Source organism: Flavobacterium limi (genome assembly GCF_010645075.1).
Taxonomy (GTDB): Bacteria; Bacteroidota; Bacteroidia; order Flavobacteriales; family Flavobacteriaceae; genus Flavobacterium; species Flavobacterium limi.
In genome coordinates this window covers 453,372-475,099 of the sequence record NZ_JAADZV010000003.1, presented here as the reverse complement: position 1 = coordinate 475,099, position 21,728 = coordinate 453,372, and the positions used below count along the sequence as shown (strand labels likewise).

Here is a 21,728-nt window from a genome sequence, read left to right as displayed (position 1 = left end):
AAATAAAATGAACCTGAAAAATAAATACCTATACGCTCTTTGTATAAGCTTTATGTTGACAGCACAAAGTGGATTTTCGCAATCTGCAAAATCAAAAGCATTACCAAAACTCAAAGTTTCCGAAAACAAGCATTATTTTGTTACCGAAGACGGAAAACCTTTCTTTTGGTTAGGCGATACAGGCTGGCTGACATTCGGGAAACTGGACAGAAAAGGTGTTGAAAAATATCTTCAGGATCGAAAAGCAAAAGGATTCAATGTTGTTCAGGTAATGGTGTTGCATAATGTGAATGCTGTAAATGCGTATGGCGATCAGGCGCTAATGAATGATAATCTGTCCCAGCAAATTACGTCACCGGGCAACGATCCAAATGATGCTCCCGAATACGATTACTGGGATCACATCGATTACACTCTTGATGTAGCACAAAAAAACGGAATCTACCTTGCGATGGTGCCGGTTTGGGGAACTAATATCAGCAGTGCTAAAAGTAAAGTAACAAAAGCGGATGTTGAAAAATATGCAAAATTTTTAGCTGATCGATATAAAAAGAGAACCAATGTAATCTGGCTGAACGGTGGTGATACCTACGGGGATAAATTTCAGGATATCTGGAACGCGCTGGGAAGTATTTTAAAAACCAATAATCCGGATCAATTAGTGACTTTTCACCCTTTCGGAAGAACCGATTCTTCAGAGAATTTTCATAACGCAAGCTGGCTGGATTTCAATATGTTCCAGTCCGGACACAGAAGATACGATCAGGATTCGTCGAAAACCGCTTTCAAAGAAGACAATTATAAATTTGTTCATAGAGACTGGGACTTAAAACCAACCAAACCAACATTAGACGGAGAGCCATCTTACGAAGGAATTCCACACGGTCTGCACGATACTTTACAGCCAAAATGGACAGCAAATGATGTACGTCGTTACGGATACTGGTCGGTTTTTGCTGGAGGAGCAGGGTACACTTATGGTCACAATGCTGTGATGCAAATGTTCAGAAAAGGCGATAATCCTGCCTACGGAAATAAAGAATTATGGAATACCGCAATCAATGCACCGGGAGCGGGACAAATGGTACACATCAAAAATCTGATATTAGAATTCCCGTATTTAGAGAGAGTTCCGGATCAGTCATTAGTTGCCAATCAAGGTGAGAAATACGATTATCAGGTGGCGACAAGAGGAAATGATTATGCTTTAATTTATACCTATACCGGAAGAAAAATTACTGTGAATATGGGTAAAATTTCAGGAGATAAAGTAACCGCAACCTGGTACAATCCAAGAAATGGTAAAAAAACAAAAATCGGAATATTTGAAAACAAAGGAACTAAAGAATTCCAGCCTTCCGGCAAAAAACAAGACGGAAATGACTGGGTTTTAATTTTAAGTTCAAAATAAAAAGATTGGCGAAAACCTGTAAATTAATTTTCACGCAGATTTTACAGATTTAAGCTGATCAAAAAGGATAAAATAAATTTAACAGATTAAAAACTTAATCTTTTTAAATCTGCTAAAATCTTTTTTAAATCTGCGTGAAACCAAAAAACAATACCATGAAAATCAAAAACATCATAATCATACTCTGCTTTCTAACCGGAATAAATTCTGCTTTCGCCAATGATGGCTGGCTAAACATCCTCAACGAAGGCGGAAACAACAAAGGAATAAAATGCACCGAAGCCATTCAGAATGCCATCGAAAAAGCATCTAAAAATGGAGGTGGAACTATCTTTTTCCCAGCCGGGGAATATCTAACAGGGCCTATCAAATTCAAAAGCAACATTACGATTTATCTGGATGCAGGTTCGGTTTTGAAGTTTTCACAAAATTTCGATGATTACCTTCCGTACGTAGAAATGCGTTACGAAGGGATTATGATGAAAACATTTTCGCCATTGTTTTATGGTAAAGATTTAGAAAACATCAGCATAAAAGGTCGTGGTGTTATTGACGGTCAAGGAGAAGCGTGGTGGAACGAAGTTTACCGAATCGAAACTGCTAAAGGTCCGATTCCGGAAACCAAATACCAAAAAATGTGGACCGAGCAAAACAAAGGAATTGTCTATGAGGCTTACTACAAAAGAACGATTGACAAACATTTTTTCAGACCTTCCTTTTTTCAGGTTTTAAACTGCAAAAATATTTTAATCGAAGGCGTTACATTCAAAAATTCACCATTTTGGACCATCAACCCGGAGTTTTGTGAAAACATAACCGTTACCGGAATCACAATCAATAATCCGCATTCGCCAAACACAGACGGAATCAACCCATCTTCCTGCAAAAATGTTCATATCTCCAATTGCCACATCAGCGTAGGCGATGACTGTATCACCATCAAATCAGGAAGAGATGCAGACGGTAGAAAATACGGAGTAGCAACCGAAAATGTAACCATCACCAATTGCACGATGTTAAGCGGTCACGGAGGTGTTGTAATCGGAAGCGAAATGTCGGGCGGAATCAAAAAGATCACCATATCCAATTGCGTTTTCGACGGAACCGATCGCGGAATCCGTATCAAAGCCGCTCGTGGTCGTGGTGGAGTTGTCGAAGACATTCGTGTCGATAATATCGTGATGAAAAACATCAAGCAAGAAGCCATCATTATGGACTTGTTCTACGATAAAGACAATCCTGTTGAACCAGTTACCGAGCGTACGCCAATTTTCAGAAACATCCACATCAGCGACGTTACAGGCGGAAACGTAAACAAAGCCGGATTCATCCGTGGAATCGTTGAAATGCCAATTCAAAACATCACGTTCTCCAACATCAATATGGATGGTAAGGAAGGGTTTACCGTAAACACGGCTAGCGATGTCGAATTTCACGATGTAAAAGTCAATGCAACAATCGGTTCCTCTTTCAAAATCATCGATTCCAAAAACCTGATTTTGGAGAACGTAGGTTCATCGACACCGCTCAAAGACGTTCCGGTCATCAAAATTGATAACGCTTCGAACATTCTCATCAACAACAACTTTCCGTTCAACGCCACCGATGTTTTCATCGAAGCAAACGGAAAAGATACAAAGAATATTTTCCTTAAAAATAATGTGTTCAGCAACGTAACAACAACTATCAAAAAAGGAAAAGATTTGGATAAAAAGGCTATTACAGAATAAGATAATTTTATTCAGGAGCAGAAATATTAGGCATTTTTAGGAAGCATCGACCCGCTTTCCGTTGCAAACGAAGTTCACTGAACTCCGCTAAAAAATAGAAGTATAGTGAAGTAATCTTATAAGCCGAACCCCGACTTATAAGGATTTCCACTGCAATCGGGGCTAAAGAGGAAATATTTTGCTCTTTTGTGATCATCGAAAAATGAAAAAAATAGTACTATGAAAAAAATATTAATCATATTAGCGCTTTCACTTTTTGCAGTAAGCTATTCGCAGAAAAAGAAAGAACTTTATTTGTTCACATCTTTCAGAGAACCGGCAACAGAAGGTTTGTATTTAGCCTACAGCGAAGACGGTTACAACTGGAAAGGCTTGGAAGGCTCGTTCTTAAAACCCGAAATCGGTGCCAGTAAAATTATGCGTGACCCATCCATCACAAAAGGAGCAGACGGAACCTATCACATGGTCTGGACAACCGACTGGAAAGGCGGAAACGGTTTTGGATACGCGAGTTCAAAAGATTTGATTCATTGGTCAAAACAGGAATATATTCCCGTAATGAAACACGAACCCGAAGTCGTAAACGTGTGGGCGCCCGAGATTTTTTACGACGATGTCAAAAAAGAATACATCATTATCTGGGCTTCAACAATTCCATTCCGATTCGAAAAAGGAGTAGAAGACGAGAAAAACAACCACAGAATGTATTATGTAACCACTAAAGATTTCAAAACCTTTTCAGATACAAAATTATATTACGATCCCGGTTTCAGCGTCATTGATTGCGTGATTGTAAAAAAAGGGAAAAAGGATTATGTTCTGGTTTTAAAAGACAATACAAGACCCATGCGAAACATAGAAGTCGCTTTCGGAAAATCACCTTTAGGGCCATTCGAAAAAAGATCAAAACCTTTAACGGAATATTTATCAGAAGGACCAACAGTGGTGAAAGTCGGTAAAAACTGGCTGTTGTATTATGACAACTACGGATCAAAAAATTATAAAGCCTTAAGCACTTCAGATTTTGTAAAATTCGAAGATGTTTCCTCAAAAATAAGCCTTCCCGAAGGGCACAAACACGGAACTATTACAACAATCTCTGAAGAAGTATTAAAAAGATTAATTGAAAAGAAGTAATTAGAAAAGTTATTTCACGCAGATTTAAAAGAGATTAAAGCAGATTAGGCAGATTCTTTTAATCAAATTAAATCTGCTAAAATCAGCCAAAATCTGCGTGAAACAAAAAATATAAAATATGATTGTTCTCCAAAACATAAAAACCAATATCATAACAGCGTCAGCAATGCTATTGACTTGCGGAGCAGTAACTTCTGCATTGGCACAAAATGACACAATACGATATACAGGCAAAACACTTTCCAATGTCGATTACCACCACGGGCAATTGAGTCCGGCGGTTGGAGTTCATGCAACGCAGATTATGCGAGCCAGCCGTGAACATCCTGAAAAAGCAGACGGATTTGGCTGGACATACAATCACCAGTCGATGATGGCGTATTGGAACAACACATTTTACCTGCATTATTTAAGCGACCCGTCAGGAGAACACATTCCGCCCAGCCAGACTTTTATAATGACTTCCAAAGATGGGGTAACCTGGACAAAACCAGCAGTGCTTTTCCCGATTTATCATGTTCCAGACGGATTCAAAAAAGAAGGAGTAGAAGGCGTTGCCAAAAACATCGATGCGATTATGCACCAGCGTATGGGTTTTTATGTTTCCTCCGATAACAGATTGCTGGCGATAGGCTATTATGGAGTTGCATTAGACAAAAAAGACGATCCCAATGACGGAAAAGGAATTGGACGCGTTGTTCGTGAAATCTACAAAGACGGAACTTACGGCCCAATTTATTTTATCCGATACAATAAAACCGGAAATCAATTGCCAGCAACTTTTCCGTTTTATACCAAAAGCAAAGACAAAAAATTCATCAAAGCCTGTAATGAAATGCTTTCTAAGCCTTTGTTAATGCAACAATGGGTGGAAGAAGCCGATCGTGATGACGAATTGATTCCGTTAAAAAAACAATACAAAGCGTTCAATTATTACCATTTGCCAAACGGTAACGTAGTTGGTTTATGGAAATTTGCTTTGACTTCCTTAAGTAAAGACGAAGGCAAAACATGGGAATACATACCGGTAAGAGCGCCTGGATTTGTAAACAGCAATGCGAAAATCTGGGGGCAAAAAACTTCAGATAACCGCTATGCAACCGTTTATAACCCTTCGGAATACCGTTGGCCATTAGCAATTTCCACTAGTGATGACGGATTGAATTACAAAGATTTATTGTTGGTTCACGGCGAAATTACCCCAATGCGTTACGGCGGAAATTACAAATCAGCAGGTCCGCAATACGTTCGCGGAATAAATGAAGGAGATGGAACTCCGCCCGATGGAAAACTTTGGGTAAGTTACAGTGTCAACAAAGAAGATATTTGGGTAGCTTCTGTTCCTGTTCCAGTGACCAGCGAAGTGAAGGAAGATGCTAATGATGTGTTCAATAATTTGCCAAACGGCGAAGAACTGAAATTATGGAATACCTACGATTTATCCTGGGCTTCCACCAAAATAGAAAAGAAAACCGACGGTAAAAAAGTACTGACTTTAAGAGATCAGGACTATTTTGACTATTCCCGTGCCGAGCGTGTGATTCCGTTTGCACAAAAAATGGAAGCGACTTTCACCGTAAAACCGGAACAGAATAACCACGGTTTACTGCAGGTAGAATTCCAAAACAAACAAGGATTGCCTGCGATCCGAATAGTGTTTGATAAGGATGGCGAAATAAAAGTGAAACACGGGGCCCGTCATGGCGGAATTGGTAAATATGAAGCTGGAAAAGACTATACAATTACAGTTAAACTGGATGTAACTTCCCGTTCGTACACCGTAAAAGTGAATGACGGCAAAGAAACGAACAAGATATTCTATGCTCCGGTTGATGGAATTTCAAGAATAATGTTCCGCACAGGAGATCAGCGTTATACGCCAAATCCAGATACCGAACCGGACACGCCAGATTTTACTGACTTACCGGATACAGGAAAATTAATTCCCGAAGCGGTGTTTAATATTGAGTCGTTGGTTACGAAGAAATTGTAGAAAAAACATCGCCACGAATTCACGAATTTTTAAAAAATAATAATTTGTGAATTCGTGGCTTAAAAAAATTATAACGTGAAGCTTTGTAAAAAAATAGTATTTCTCTTTTGTCTTCTGATAACATTCATCTCGAATGGTCAGATTTCTGCTGAACATTTGACCTGCGAATTGAGCGAAAATCCATTGGCAGTTGTTCAAAACCAACCAAGATTAAGCTGGCAGTTGGTTTCAAAAGAATTTTATGCCTCGCAAATCGGCTATCAGATTTTGGTTTCCTCTTCGGAAGAAAAACTAAAAAAAGACGAAGCTGATATCTGGAACAGCGGAAGAGTAAATTCAGATAAAAATCTTCAGATTACTTACAGCGGAAATCCATTAAAAAGCGAAACCAAATACTTCTGGAAAGTAAAAGTGTGGAATCAAAAAGGCAAAGCATCCAATTGGAGTAAAACAGCTTCGTTCCGAATCGCACCTTTAGCATCAGACTTAAATCCAGTCTGGATTGGCGCCATTACAAAAGCCGACAGCCATTTGCCGGAAGGCAGAAATTATCATACAGCGACTTTTAACAGACAGAAAAAAGATGCTTTGATCAATGCTTCGGATTCTTTGTCCCGCAGAAGTATTATGCTCCGTAAACCTTTCGAAGTAAAAAAAGAAATCGAAGAAGCTGTTGTTTACATTTCAGGTTTAGGACATTACGAACTGACGATTAACGGAAAGAAAATCGGCAACAGCGAGTTTGCGCCTTTGTGGACGGATTATGACAAAACCGTCAACTTCAACACCTATGAATTGAATACAAAAGAACTGCAAAACGGAGAAAATGTAATCGGTGTTCTGTTAGGGAATGGAATGTACAACACGCTGGAAGCAAGATACACCAAGTTTTTTGTGAGTTTTGGTCCGCCAACTTTATTCTTCAAGATGAAAGTCGTTTACAAAGACGGTTCCGAAGAAATCATAAAATCAGATGAAAGCTGGAAATACAGCAAAAGCCCGATTACCTACAATAGTATTTTTGGAGGCGAAGATTACAACGCTAACTTAGAACAAAAAGGCTGGAACAATAAAGGTTTTAATGATTCGACGTGGAAAAAAATAGTCGTTCAGGAAGCACCAAAAGGAGTTTTAAGAGCACAGGCGACAACACCAGTTACGATTCAGAAACGATATGACGTAAAAGAAGCAAAAGAACTGAAACCGAATTTCTTTATTTTCAATATGGGACAAAATCTTTCGGGATTTACAACTATAAAAGTCAAAGGAAAAAAAGGGCAAAGTGTTCGTGTCTGGGTTGGCGAAAGTCTGAATGAAGACGGAACCGTGAGTCAGGGAAAAACAGGTAAACCTTATTATTATGATTATACTTTAAAAGGCGAAGATGTTGAAGAATGGCAGCCAAAATTCAGTTTTTATGGTTATCAGTATGTTCAGATTGAGAACATCAATTACCAGAAAACCAAGGACGAAAAACTTCCGACGCTTGTCGATTTAAAATCAAATTTCATTTACAATTCGGCTGGCGAAGCAGGAACTTTTGAATCTTCGAATGATATTTTCAATAAAACACATTTGTTGATTAATAACGCTATAAAAAGTAATTTCCAAAGTGTTTTTACCGATTGCCCGCAACGCGAAAAATTAGGCTGGCTCGAAGAAATTCATTTGAACGGACCCGGCTTGATGTTCAATTACAATCTGGAAAGTTTCATTCCGGCAACAATGCAGAACATTGAAGATTCGCAACGAGACAACGGATTAATTCCGACCATCGTTCCTGAATATGTAGTTTTCGGAGGCGACTTTACCGATTCACCGGAATGGGGAGTTACAGGTGTGATTTTGCCGTGGATGTATTACGAATATTATGGTGATGCATCATTGATCGAGAAATATTATCCGGTAATGAAAAAGTATATTGATTATTTAGGAACCAAAGCGACGAATCATATCGTTTCTCACGGATTGGGCGACTGGTATGATTACGGCACACATGCAGCCGGATATTCTAAAAACAGTCCAATTGCGCTTTCGGCAACTTCTCATTATTTTTATGGAGCGAATTTAGTTGCAAAAGCGGCAAAACTGTTGAATAAAACGGAAGATATTACGAAATACGAAACTTTGACTTCGGACATTAAAAAGGCGTTTAACGACAAATTTTTCAATGCAGAAACTAAACAATACGGAACCAGCAGTCAGTTTAGCAATGCCGTTCCGATTTTTATGGATATTGTAGAACCGCAATATAAAGAAGCCGTAATGCAGAATTTATTGGCCGACATCAAAGCCAAAGGTGACCGATTAACCACAGGAGATGTGGGTAACCGTTATTTGTTTCAGGCATTGGCGCAAAACGGCGAAAACGAAACCATGTACAAAATGAACAATCATTACGATGCACCAGGTTATGGTTTTCAGATAAAATTCGGACTAACAACTCTTACCGAACAATGGGATCCGCGCAAAGGAAATTCATATAATCACTTTATGATGGGGCAGATCGAAGAATGGTTCTATCAAAGTTTAGCAGGAATTAAGGCAGATGAAAAAAATCCGGGATTCAAACATTTCTTCATTCAGCCGGAAGTGTTAGGCGATATGACTTTTGTAAAAGCAACCTACCAATCTATTTATGGAAAAATTGCTTCGGCCTGGGAAAAGAAAGACGGAAAATTAATCCTGAAAGTAGAAATTCCTGTCAATACATCAGCTACAATAAAATTACCGGTTTCGACGAAAGATTCTGAAATAAAAGTGAATGGAAAACCGGCTAAAAATTTGAAATTAGGATCAGGAAAATATACAATTGAATGCAAAATATAATTTTCGTTAGAGACCTAACAGGTTTTTAAAACCTGTTAGGTCTGATAGGAAGTTAACAATAAATAAGAAATGAAAAATTTTAAAAACATAACCTTTACTTTACTAATCTCAATTTTCACATTGACATTAGCAAAAGCCCAATGCACCTCTGATACTAATTTCAGAAAACCCGTTTCAGAAACACTTCAAAAAATTGGAACCATTTTCAACGTAACTATAAACGATGACCGAGGTTTGCTAAAAGGAAAAGAATTAGATTACGCCGACTGGAGAATCGAACCGGGAAATCTGCCAATTTCACTAACGAATATTCTGGCTCCATTCGAACTGATGTATTTCAAACAACCCGACGGAACCTACATCATCCGTAAATACGAAAACCATAAAGTTTCGGTCGATAAAGGAAAAGAACGTTTGGACTATCTGACAACTTTGTATGCCAACACAGCAGATTGGGAAGCCCGAAAAAGAGAAATCAAAACCTGTATGATTACGTCTTTTGGTCTGGACAAAGCACCGCCAATGCCAAAATCAAAACCGATTTTGACTCCAAAAAGAATCTACAAAGATTACAGCGTGGAGAATATTGCGCTGGAAATTCTTCCGGGGGTTTACACTACGGGGTCGATTTACAAACCTTATCCGTTCAATAAAAAATCAGCTGTGATCTTAACGCCTGACGGACATTTCGGCGATGGAAGATACAGAAAAGACGAGCAGTACCGTTGCGCGATAATGGCGAAAATGGGTGCCGTTGTAGTAAGCTACGACCTGTTTGCCTGGGGTGAATCACTGCTTCAGTTTCCAACAGAAACGCATCGAAACAGCATTGCCTCGACGGTTCAGGTGTTGAGCGGAATCCGTTTGCTGGATTATTTATCCACTCAAAAAAATGTCGATATGGCCCGTGTTGGGGTTACCGGTGGTTCAGGAGGAGGTTCGCACACGATGTTTTTGGGCGCTTTAGATGACCGAATCAAAGTTACAGCTCCGGTGGTAATGGTATCTTCACATTTTTCAGGCGGATGCCCTTGCGAAAGCGGTCGCGGAATCCACCTTTGTGGCAACGGAACCAATAATGCCGAAATATCAGCGATGATGGCGCCAAAACCACAACTAATTGTTTCCGACGGAAAAGACTGGACACTTGCAGTTCCTGAACTCGAATTTCCTTTTATCCAGCGCACCTACGAATTGTACGGCAAAAAAGATTTGGTAGAAAACGCCCATTTCCCAACCGAAGGTCACGATTTCGGCGTTTCAAAACGTATGGCATTGTATCCGTTTATGGCGAAATATTTAGGATTAGATTTAAAGAAAGTACAAAACGAAAAAGGCGAAATCGACGAGTCAGCCTGTGTGATTGAACCGTACGATAAATTATATGTTTTTGGCAACAAAGCCGAAAATCTGCCGAAAAATGCATTAAAAGACATCGATAAATTATATGAAATGTTCGGAGAAAAAAATCTGAAAATTTACGAGGTGAAAAAGTAAAATTTGGGCGTGACCCAATTTGAAAAAGGGGGCAACTCTAGAAGCCGCTCAGTTCGCCCCCTTTTTCAAATCGGGTCGGGCTATTCGCGCTACTTCGGTAGCTTGCTGCTATCCCTCACGCGCTCTCGTAATTTAATATTGTTTGTCTTTAAAAAGAAAATAAGAATTTAATAATTTAATTTGTGGAATTATACTTCCAACAACAATCAACTATTAACTATCAACCATAAACTATGAAGTTAAAAAGTAAAATTACAGCCATCTGTTTCGGGATTGTTTCATTTGTCACAACGGCGCAAAACAACACCGACCTCAAACTTTGGTACGATAAACCGGCGACCATTTGGAACGAAGCTCTGCCTTTGGGTAACGGCCGATTGGGGGCAATGGTTTTTGGCGATCCATCGGTGGAGCGCCTGCAGTTGAATGAAGAAACGATTTGGGCAGGTTCGCCAAACACCAACGCACATACCAAATCGATTGAGGCCTTGCCAAAAGTACGACAGCTTGTTTTTGAAGGAAAATTTGATGAAGCACAGGATTTGGCCACCCGCGATATTATGTCGCAGACCAATGACGGAATGCCGTATCAGACTTTTGGAAGCGTTTATATTTCGTTTCCCGGACATCAAAAATATTCCAATTATTACAGAGATTTAAATATTGGCGATGCGACGGCAAAAGTAAAATACACGGTAAACGGCGTAGAATTTACCCGAGAAATCATCACAGCATTTTCAGATCAGGTTATTGCGGTAAAATTGTCGGCAAACAAACCCGGGCAAATTACCTGCAACGTTTTTATGAACAGTCCAATTGACAAAACCGTTCCGTCAACAGAAGGAAACCAGATTATCCTTTCGGGAGTGGGAACCAATTTCGAAGGCGTAAAAGGAAAAGTAAAATTTCAGGGCAGACTGGAAGCCAAAAATAAAGGCGGAGAAGTTTCTGCCAGCAACGGAATTCTGAGCATCAACCAAGCAGATGAAGTAACGTTGTACATTTCGATAGCGACTAATTTCAAAAACTATCAGGACATTACCGAAGATGAAATTGCAAAAAGCAAATCGTTTCTGGAAAAAGCTTTGCCAAAAAGCTTTGACGAGATAAAAAAAGCACACGTTGCCTATTACCAAAAATTCTTCAACAGAGTGGCTTTGGATTTAGGAACCAATGAAAATGCCAAGAAACCAACCAACGAAAGAATCCGCGATTTCAAGACGCAATTCGATCCGCAACTGGCGAGTTTGTATTTCCAGTTCGGACGTTATTTATTGATTTCAAGTTCACAGCCAGGGGGACAGCCAGCAAATCTTCAGGGAATCTGGAATGATATGGTGACACCGCCCTGGGACAGTAAATACACAACCAACATCAACGCCGAAATGAATTACTGGCCGGCACAAGTAACCAATCTTTCGGAAATGCACGAGCCTTTTATTCAGATGGCAAAAGAATTGAGTGTTTCGGGAGCAGAAACAGCAAAAATGATGTACAACGCCAGCGGATGGGTTTTGCATCACAACACCGATATCTGGAGGGTAACAGCACCTGTTGATCAGGCAGCATCGGGAATGTGGCCAACGGGGGGTGCCTGGGTTTGTCAGGATTTATGGGAACGTTATTTGTACACAGGCGACAAAAAATATTTGGCAGAAATCTATCCAATTATGAAAGGTGCAGCGAGTTTCTTTCTGGATTTTATGATGATTGATCCAAATACTAAATATTTAGTAGTAGTTCCGTCAAGTTCTCCTGAAAACACACACGCAGGCGGAACCGGAAAAGCAACAATTGCATCAGGAACGACGATGGACAATCAATTGGTTTTTGATTTGTTTACGCACGTAATCGAAGCTTCGGCATTGGTTGCTCCGGATGCAGATTTTACCAAAAAAGTAAAAGAAGCTTTGGCAAAAATGGCTCCGATGAAAGTCGGAAAACATAGTCAGTTGCAGGAATGGCAGGACGATTGGGACAATCCAAAAGACAATCACAGACACGTTTCGCATTTGTACGGCTTGTTTCCAAGTAATCAGATTTCGCCAATCAAAACACCGGAATTATTTGAAGGAGCAAAACAATCCTTAATTTACAGAACAGACGAATCCACAGGCTGGTCAATGGGCTGGAAAGTGAATTTATGGGCAAGATTATTAGACGGAAATCACGCCTATAAACTGATTCAGGATCAATTGCATTTGGTAACCGCAGACCAAAGAAAAGGAGGCGGAACCTACCCAAATATGCTGGATGCACATCAGCCATTTCAGATTGACGGAAACTTTGGATGCACGGCCGGAATCGCCGAAATGCTGATGCAGAGTCAGGAAGATGCAATTCATTTACTGCCGGCTTTGCCAACGGTTTGGAAAGATGGAAGCATAAAAGGCTTAGTAACCCGAGGCGGATTTGTAATTGATATGACTTGGAAAAATAATAAAGTTTCGACTTTGAAAGTGTACTCCAAATTAGGAGGAAACTGCCGATTGAAACTGGAAAACACATTAAAGGCAAATAAAGGAATTGCACTTAAAAAAGCAAAAGGTAAAAATCCGAATCCGTTGTTTTATGATGTTGAGGTAAAGAAACCAATCATTTCTAAAGAAGCGAAACTGCCTAAAGTGCAGTTGCCGAAATATAATGAATACGATGTGGAGATGAAAGCGGGGGAGACGTATAGTTTTTCTGGGAATTAAATATAAATATCAAGGTTAGTTTGTCATTTCGACGTAAGGAGAAATCACACAAGTTGAGCACTCACTGTTGAGGAATATTGGATGTGATTTCTCCTCCGTCGAAATGACAAAACAGTGAGAATAATATCAAACCTACAAGGTTTTGGAAACCTTGCAGGAGTAGGAAACCGAGAACGTGTCTGCGTGAGTGATGGCAGTGGAGCTCTTTTTTGAGAGGCTTTTTTGCCGAACAAAAAAAAGCGGGAACGTACAGCACGACCCGAAGTTTTTCACGAAGGGACACGCCATAATAAATAAAATAATCATTTTGAATATGTTATATCATTTTAAATATAAAATAATCGCTTTTACAGTTTTGATTGCTTCATTGAGCAGTTGTAAATCGGGTGCGGGACATTCGCAGAAAGGAAAAGGAGTGGTTTTAAACCAAAAGGACTTCAAACATTATGTTGATTATTTCAACACGATGGAAGATGAAAACCTGAAGTTTGCGATTCCCAACGACAGTGCGTGGGCGTGGATGGAAAAGAATATTCCACTGTTTGAATGTCCACAGCAGAATTTTGAGGAAATCTATTATTATCGTTGGTGGACGGCTCGAAAACACATTAAAAAAACACCGCTTGGTTATGGAATTACCGAGTTTTTGGTAGATCGTTCGTATGCCGATAAATACAATTTGATTGCTTGTGCTGTTGGGCATCATATCAATGAATTTCGCTGGGTTCACGATCCAAAATACATTGAGCAGGATGTGAAAATCTGGTACCGTGGCAATGACGGAAAACCGATGAACAAATTGTATAAATTCAGCAGTTGGACGGCCGATGCTTTGTACAATCGGTATTTGGTAAATAAGGACGAGCAATTTTTATTGGATATGTACCCGGACATGGTTACGGATTATGCGGTTTGGGAAAAAGACCGTCAGCGAAAGGATGGTTTGTTTTGGCAACATGATGTAAAGGACGGAATGGAAGAATCGCTGAGTGGCGGGCGTAAAGTACAAAATGCTCGCCCAACGATTAACAGTTATATGTATGGCAATGCGATGGCGATTTCTAAAATGGCCGAAATGAAAGGCGATAAGGAAACGGAAGCAAAATTTAAAGCTAAAGCGGATGTTTTGCAACAATTGGTAGAAACCAAATTATGGAATAAGAAAAGTGAATTTTTTGAAACGTTTACAGAAAAAGATACGCTGGCGCAGGTGAGAGAGGCGATTGGGTTTATTCCGTGGTATTTTAACCTGCCACAAAAAGACAAAGGTTTTGAAAAAGCGTGGGAACAGATTAAGGATGAAAAAGGGTTTTCAGCACCGTTTGGATTGACGACTGCCGAGAGAAGAAGTCCGCGTTTCAGGACTCACGGAACCGGAACCTGCGAATGGGACGGAGCGATTTGGCCTTTTGCAAGTGCGCAGACGTTGACGGCTTTAGCGAACGTTTTGAACAATTACGACCAGAAGTTTGTTGCCAAAACCGATTATTTCAAACAAATGGATTTGTATGTGCAGTCGCAATATTACCGTGGAAAACCGTACATAGGAGAATATCTGGACGAAACCACCGGCTATTGGTTGATGGGCGACAGGGAAAGAAGCCGTTATTACAACCATTCGACTTTTAACGATTTGATGATTACGGGATTGGTAGGTTTACGTCCGAGAGCGGATGAAAAAATTGAAGTGAATCCGTTGATTCCACAGGAAAAATGGGATTGGTTTTGTCTGGATAATGTGTTGTATCACGGGAATATTATTACGATTCTTTGGGACAAAACCGGAGAGAAATACGGTAAAGGAAAAGGGTTTAGGATTTTTAAGAATGGAAAGGAAATTGCGGTTTCGGAAAAATTGGAGAAATTAGTGGCGGAGTAAAAAAATGGCACGCAGATTTGAACGGATTTAAGCAGATAAACGCAGATTTTTTGCTCAATCTAATTCAAATAAAATCTGCCTAAATCTGCAAAATCTGCGTGAAAGAAAAAATACAACTTATGAAAAAATTAGTTCTACATAGCTTCATCTTAATTGCGACATTCTGTTTTTCTTTGGCAAAAGCCCAAAATAAAATCAGCGTAACCAATCTGCAATGCGAAATGCTGAACAATCCGGAAGGAATCGATGTTTTGAAACCGCGTTTGAGCTGGCAGATCCAATCGGATGTGAATGCTGTAAAACAAACCGCTTATCAAATTTTGGTGGCTTCAACTTTAGAAAATCTGAATGCCAATAAAGCCGATTTATGGGACAGCGGAAAAGTAACAAGCGATGAATCTGTTAATATTATTTACAACGGGAAAAAGTTAAAAGACAGAGATAATGCGTTTTGGAAAGTAATCGTTTCTACAAATAAAGGCGAAATAAAATCCGCAGAAAACGCCCATTTCAGCATTGGGATTTTAACCTACGCCGACTGGAAATCGACACGCTGGATTGGTTATGAAAAATTATCGAAAGACGATAGTGTTTCCCAGTATTCGAGATTATCGGCACGTTATCTACGAAAAGAAATCAATGTAAAAAAACAAGTCAAAAGTGCCAAAGTGTACCTGATGGGAATGGGCTTGTACGAGCTTTACATTAACGGAAATAAAATTGGCGATCAGGTTTTGGCACCAGTTCCGACGGATTATACCAAAAACGTAAAATACAATGTTTTTGATGTGACTTCGCAGTTGAAAGAAGGCAAAAATATGCTCGGAACGATTTTAGGAAACGGACGATTTTTTGCGATGCGTCAGGATTACAAACCGTATAAAATCAAATCTTTTGGTTTCCCGAAAATGGCTTTGCAGTTGTTTGTAGAATATACCGACGGAACCAAAGACATCATTAGAACAGACGACACATGGAAGTTAACCACTGACGGACCAATTTTATCTAACAACGAATACGACGGCGAAGAATACGATGCCCGCAAGGAAATGAAAGGCTGGGCAACGACAAATTTTGATGATAAAAACTGGTTAAATGCGAGATACGTTCAGGAACCGGGCGGTTTTTATGAAGCGCAGATGACACCGAATATGAAAATCAAAGGCGAAGTAAAACCAATTTCTATCAAAGCGACTGCCAAAGGAACGTATATTTTGGATATGGGTCAGAATATGGTGGGCTGGTTGCAACTGAAAGTCAAAGGAAAAAGTGGCGACGCAGTTACAATGAAATTTGCCGAGTCTTTGCAGTCCGATGGTTCGTTGTACATTGCCAATTTGCGTGATGCAAAAACTACCGATGTGTATACTTTGAAAGGCGAAGGTGAAGAAATCTGGGAACCGCGTTTTATATTTCACGGTTTCCGATTTGTGGAAATTTCAGGTTTTCCGACCAAACCAACACTAGATAATTTCGTTGGAAAAGTGGTTTATGACGATATCAAAACCACCGGAACTTTCGAATCTTCGGATGCGACAATGAACCAGATTTTCAAAAACGCCTGGTGGGGAATCAGCGGGAATTATAAAGGAATGCCAATTGACTGTCCACAGCGAAACGAGCGTCAGCCTTGGTTGGGAGACCGTACAACAGGCGCTTATGGCGAAAGTTTTCTATTCAACAACCAGACTTTATATGCGAAATGGCTCGACGATATTAAATATTCGCAAACGCAGGACGGGGGATTGCCTGATGTAGCGCCTGCATTCTGGCGTTATTACGGAGATAATGTAACCTGGCCGGGTACCTACATCACGGTTGCAGATATGCTGTACCAGCAATTTGCAGATGCTGAAGTGATTAAAAAACAGTATCCATCTATGAAAAAATGGATGTTGTATATGGAAGAAAATTATCTTCAAAATGATTTAATGGACAAGGACAAATACGGTGACTGGTGCGTTCCGCCGGAATCGTTGGAATTGATTCGTTCCAAAGATCCGTCTCGTATGACGGACGGACAATTGTTGTCGAGTGCTTTCTATTATCAGCTTTTGAACACAATGAAAAAGTTCGCTAAAATCTCAAATGCTGATGCTGCAGATATTACATATTATGATGATTTGGCAACCCGAATTAAAAAAGCTTTCAACGCGAAATTTTTAAACACCGAAAAAAACTATTACGCCAATAATACGGTAACGGCAAATGTATTACCATTAGCTTTTGGGCTGGTTCCCAAAAATCTAAAAGAGAAAGTTTTCCAGAATATGGCGCACGAAGTTCAGGTAACCAAACAAGGGCATATCAGCACAGGTGTTATCGGAACGCAGTTTTTGATGCGTACGCTGACTAATTTTGGAAGAGGGGATTTGGCTTACAAACTGGCTTCCAACAAAACCTACCCAAGCTGGGGTTTTATGGTTGAAAACGGTGCAACAACCATTTGGGAATTATGGAACGGAAACACCGCAGATCCGTCAATGAACTCTCAAAACCACGTAATGCTTCTGGGTGATTTAATGATTTGGTATTACGAAAATATGGCGGGAATCAAAAGCAATCCTGAAACCCCGGGCTTCAAACAAATCATCATGAAACCGGATTTCAATGCCGGACTGACTTTTGTAAATGCGTCTTACGAATCGATTTACGGTTTAATCAAAAGTGACTGGAAGAAAAGCAAAAACAGTTTGCAGTGGAAAATTACCATTCCGGCCAATTCATCGGCAGTTGTTTATCTACCAACAGATAATGCTCCATCGGTAACGGTAAACAATCAGAAACTGGAGAAATCTTCAGTGTCTTATAAAACGGAAAACAATAATATTGTCCTGACTTTAGAATCGGGTTCTTATGTTTTGAATGTGAAGTAACTCTAAAACTAATTTACAAATCAAAGGGATAATTGAAAAACAATTATCCCTTTTTGTTATTTTTTTGATTTGTTTTTCTTGTTACGCCCCCACCAGATTAAAAAACCGCTGACAGGTAAAAAGGCACAAAATAGTGCAATTAATGAGGCTAAAATTTTGGTCGGTAAGCCATAAATATTGCCTGTGTGTATAGCGTAATTGCTGTTTCTCCATTTCGCTCCCAGGGTTTTATCATCGTGGGTAACGACAAAATAATTTTCGCCGGTCAGACTTTTAAAAGTATAACTGTCTGATTCATCCCACCCAGAATTGCCTTTATGTCTGATAAAAGCTGCTACTGGGACAGAAGCCTTATCATAATCTTCAGGAATTGACAATCCAATAGTGGTGTAGTCAGGAATCTTTTTCTTTGTGAAAGCAACAATCGTTTCTAATGGGTTCATTGTTCTTTTCTGATTGTCTTTATTTATCTCGGGCGGTTTGCTCCAGACTTTCTCCGGATCATTGCCTAAGATTCGGTAAATTCCATTGGTCCACCAGTCAAAAGTCCAGACAAGTCCCGTAATTGCAAAAATCAAAACAAATAAAAAGGTATAGATTCCGCCGATATTGTGAAGATCATAGTTTTTGCGTTTCCATCTGGTAGTATCTTTCCATCGAAACCAAATTCTCTGTTTTAGTGCCGCTTTGTTTTTGGGCCACCATAAATAGATTCCGGTCAGAATCATTATAAAAATGATGAGTGTGGCTATACCAACAATATAATGTCCTACATCATAAGTTAAAAGTAAGTTCTGATGTAATAATCTGGTATTAAATATCCAGTCATATCTCAAATCTACTTTGCCTAATTCCCTGCCTGTATATTGGTCAATGTAAATGTGGCTGTAATTCTCATAATCAGAAGCAGCTGTCCAGTGAGGTTTGGTGTTTTCTTTATAAGAGGTAAATACGTAACTTCTTTTGGGATCGCTGCTAATCTCTGCATAATCAGCCAAAGGATGTTTTTGTTTTATAATACTGGTAAGACTATCTAATGGCAAAACTACATTTTTAACTTCTGGGACAATATATTTTTCATTATGATACCATAGCGACAATTCTTCATCCCAGACAAAGATACTGGCAGCAAGCATGCTTATAAATACAACAAGCCCGGACATCAGTCCGAGCCATAGATGTATTTTATTTAGAATTTTTCTCATTGTTCTAAATTAGATATTTAGAATGTATATCCAACATTTACAAGGAAATTGCTTGGGGCTCCCGTAAAATTTCGCTGATAATTGTAACCACCTACTAAATATTTTTTATCAAAAATGTTGTTGAAGTTTACTCCAATTGTAAAACGGTCCACTTTGTAATAGGCTGCAGTGTTAAAAACAACATATGAAGGAAGCTGTAAAGTTCTCACAAATGTTTCTCTTTCTGAAACCTGGCTGTGCCCAATTGCTAAACCTAAGCCTTTGATTTTTCCTTCATTAAAACTGTACTTAATCCAGCTTCCGCTGATGTGTTTCGGTGCATTTTCTTTAGTAAGGCCTACCTGGTTATTGATATCACCTTTTACAGACTCAGTAATTATAGCATTGTTATAAGCATAACTCAAATTAATACTTAAGTTGTTGTTTATCTTACCAACAGCTTCAACTTCAAAACCTCTTGCACGTTCCTGGCCTCTTTGTTCCAGTAAATCCGGATTCGATGCATCATTGGCACTTACCAGTATATTATTTTTTGTTATCTGATAAATCGCTGTTCCGATAAAAAGTTTTCTGTTAAAGAATTCTCCTTTTGAACCTACCTCAAATAAATTACTGGTCATTGGGTCGAAAGGTCCCCCTGCATTGCTATTGCCTACAGTAGATGCATTCTGAGCTTCGAAACCTGTAGCAAAAGTAGCATAAGCATTGATGTTATCGGTGATGCTGTAAGTAAGTCCCACTTTTGGAAGTAATGCTTTTTCTGATTTTTTTCCGTTTGTAATTCCGGCAGAAGCATTTTCCGGAAAAGTATAAAATTCCTGTCTTAAACTTAATAAAAGTTGTAATCTTTTATACTTAATTAAATCCTGTAAATAGATTCCATTAGTGTAATAATTAGTGAGTTGACTTGTAGGTTCATTATAGTTATATTTATCAATATCCCTGATAAAATAAGTCGGGTTCAGTAAATCAAAGTTTTTTACATTGCCTGTTTCATTCTCTGCATCTCTTTGGTATTGATTAATCTCACCATTAATATAATCATAACCTGCAACTAACTGATGTTCCAAAACTCCTGTTTCAAACTTAGATGAGAAATAAGTAGACAGGTTATTTCCATGCTGAATTGTTTTTCTATCATTAAAATACATCGAAATCAATGTAGGTGTTATGTATCCGTTAAAACCGTGTTCGTTTAATTCTTCATCATATCTTACTTTTAAGTATGATGCGTTGAATGTTAAATATTTATTGATTACCTGACTAAAAGATAACGTCAATGCCAAAGTTTTACTCTTTAAATAATCATTTGGCTGGGCGATGTTAAAACCAATAGGTGTTGCAAAAAGATCTGTCGTTCCCTGCACAATAGTTCTTCCTCTGTCCAGTTTAGTATCCAGATTGGTGTAAACCAAATCAGCATTAAAACGGGTTCCTTCTTTTGGAATAAACGATATAGAAGGCGCAATTACAATTGATTTATTACTAATTTGATCTCTGAAAGTATCAGCATTTTCATAACCAAGATTCAATCTGTACAACAACGATTTGTCTTCATTTACAGCACCTGTAAAATCTGCGGTCGTTCTAAAAGTATTAAAACTACCCGTTGTAAACTGAATTGCCTGTCTGGTTTCATCCAATGGTTTTTTGGTAATCATATTAATAGTTCCGCCGGGACTTGAGTTGGCAAAAACAGCGGAGGCCGGTCCTTTGATATACTCAACTCTTTCAATATTCACCAATAAAGGACTTGTCCAAAAACTGTTAACGCCACGTAAACCATTAATCAATCTTCCGTTGCTGTCGTTATTTCTAAAACCTCTGATCGTAATATCATCATAAGTACTGAATTCATTTACACCGGCAACATTTTTACCGACATCTTTCAAACGCAATGCCTGCTGGTCCTGAATTAATTCTTTTGTTACGAATGAGATACTTTGCGGGACATCAATAACCCTCATCTCCAGTTTAGTTGCAGAGAAGGTATGGTCGTTTTTATAAGAAGATTTTTTCCTTCCGGTAACTTCAACGGATTGTAATTCATGTGTCGCTTCTACCAGAAAAATATCAGGAACAATCGTAATTTCATTTTCTTTTAGTTCAACTGCAATTTCCTGAGTTTGGCAACCAATGGCGGATATGACCAATGTTGCACTACCGGTTTGAAGATTTTTTATAGTATATTCTCCATTACTGTCCGTGTTTGTAGAAAGGGAAGTTCCTTTTATTTTAATATTGACAAATTCAGATGAATTTTCGTGTATTGTTTTTACTTTACCACTAATACCTGCTGTTTGAGAAAACATAATAGCGCTTAGTAAGCAAAAAATTGTACTTAAGAATAATTTGTTTTTCATTATTTATGGATTGTTAATTTGGTGCAAATGTAAATCACTTATTTTTATTTATTCTAAATAATGTTATTTTTTATCGATATTTTTTTAGATGCACTTTAGGGTATAGTTT

The 21,728-nt window shown here is 38.9% G+C and carries 11 protein-coding genes; 9 read left to right on the top strand and 2 right to left on the bottom strand.

Annotation, left to right across the window (positions count from 1 at the left end; all coding sequences use genetic code 11):
- Positions 1-7: 7 nt before the first annotated feature.
- The 9 genes from GXM16_RS09235 to GXM16_RS09195 all read left to right on the top strand — a co-directional run bounded on the left by GXM16_RS09235 (position 8) and on the right by GXM16_RS09195 (position 18,051).
- Positions 8-1,411 (top strand): glycoside hydrolase family 140 protein, encoded by a 1,404-nt coding sequence (locus GXM16_RS09235; protein WP_163394078.1) that lies wholly within the window; start codon positions 8-10, stop codon positions 1,409-1,411.
- A gap of 155 nt (positions 1,412-1,566) precedes the next feature.
- Positions 1,567-3,141, top strand: coding sequence for a glycoside hydrolase family 28 protein (locus GXM16_RS09230; RefSeq protein WP_163394077.1), 1,575 nt, complete (start codon positions 1,567-1,569; stop codon positions 3,139-3,141).
- A gap of 219 nt (positions 3,142-3,360) precedes the next feature.
- Positions 3,361-4,278 carry a glycoside hydrolase family 43 protein gene (locus tag GXM16_RS09225; RefSeq protein ID WP_163394076.1) on the top strand — a complete coding sequence of 306 codons (918 nt, stop codon included), beginning with the start codon at positions 3,361-3,363 and terminating at the stop codon, positions 4,276-4,278.
- 118 nt (positions 4,279-4,396) lie between these two features.
- Complete coding sequence (locus tag GXM16_RS09220; protein WP_163394075.1) at positions 4,397-6,271, top strand: sialidase/neuraminidase family protein; 1,875 nt, start codon at positions 4,397-4,399, stop codon at positions 6,269-6,271.
- A gap of 75 nt (positions 6,272-6,346) precedes the next feature.
- Complete coding sequence (locus tag GXM16_RS09215; RefSeq protein WP_163394074.1) at positions 6,347-9,100, top strand: glycoside hydrolase family 78 protein; 2,754 nt, start codon at positions 6,347-6,349, stop codon at positions 9,098-9,100.
- A gap of 69 nt (positions 9,101-9,169) precedes the next feature.
- The gene (locus GXM16_RS09210) at positions 9,170-10,597 is read left to right on the top strand and encodes a glucuronyl esterase domain-containing protein (RefSeq protein ID WP_163394073.1); all 1,428 of its coding nucleotides are present in this window, start codon (positions 9,170-9,172) and stop codon (positions 10,595-10,597) included.
- A 233-nt stretch (positions 10,598-10,830) separates the two neighbouring features.
- Complete coding sequence (locus GXM16_RS09205) at positions 10,831-13,296, top strand: glycoside hydrolase family 95 protein (protein WP_163394072.1); 2,466 nt, start codon at positions 10,831-10,833, stop codon at positions 13,294-13,296.
- A 313-nt stretch (positions 13,297-13,609) separates the two neighbouring features.
- Positions 13,610-15,175, top strand: a complete 1,566-nt coding sequence (locus tag GXM16_RS09200) for an MGH1-like glycoside hydrolase domain-containing protein (protein ID WP_163394071.1) — start codon at positions 13,610-13,612, stop codon at positions 15,173-15,175.
- Between the two features lie 119 nt (positions 15,176-15,294).
- Positions 15,295-18,051, top strand: coding sequence for a glycoside hydrolase family 78 protein (locus GXM16_RS09195; protein WP_163394070.1), 2,757 nt, complete (start codon positions 15,295-15,297; stop codon positions 18,049-18,051).
- Positions 18,052-18,107: 56 nt separating this feature from the next.
- On the opposite strand, the gene GXM16_RS09190 is transcribed toward GXM16_RS09195, so the two are convergent.
- Entirely contained in the window at positions 18,108-19,256 is a 1,149-nt protein-coding gene (locus GXM16_RS09190) for a PepSY-associated TM helix domain-containing protein (protein ID WP_163394069.1), read from the bottom strand.
- 17 nt (positions 19,257-19,273) lie between these two features.
- A complete protein-coding gene (locus GXM16_RS09185) occupies positions 19,274-21,619 on the bottom strand; it encodes a TonB-dependent siderophore receptor (RefSeq protein WP_163394068.1) in 2,346 nt (781 codons plus the stop codon).
- Between the last annotated feature and the right edge of the window lie 109 nt (positions 21,620-21,728).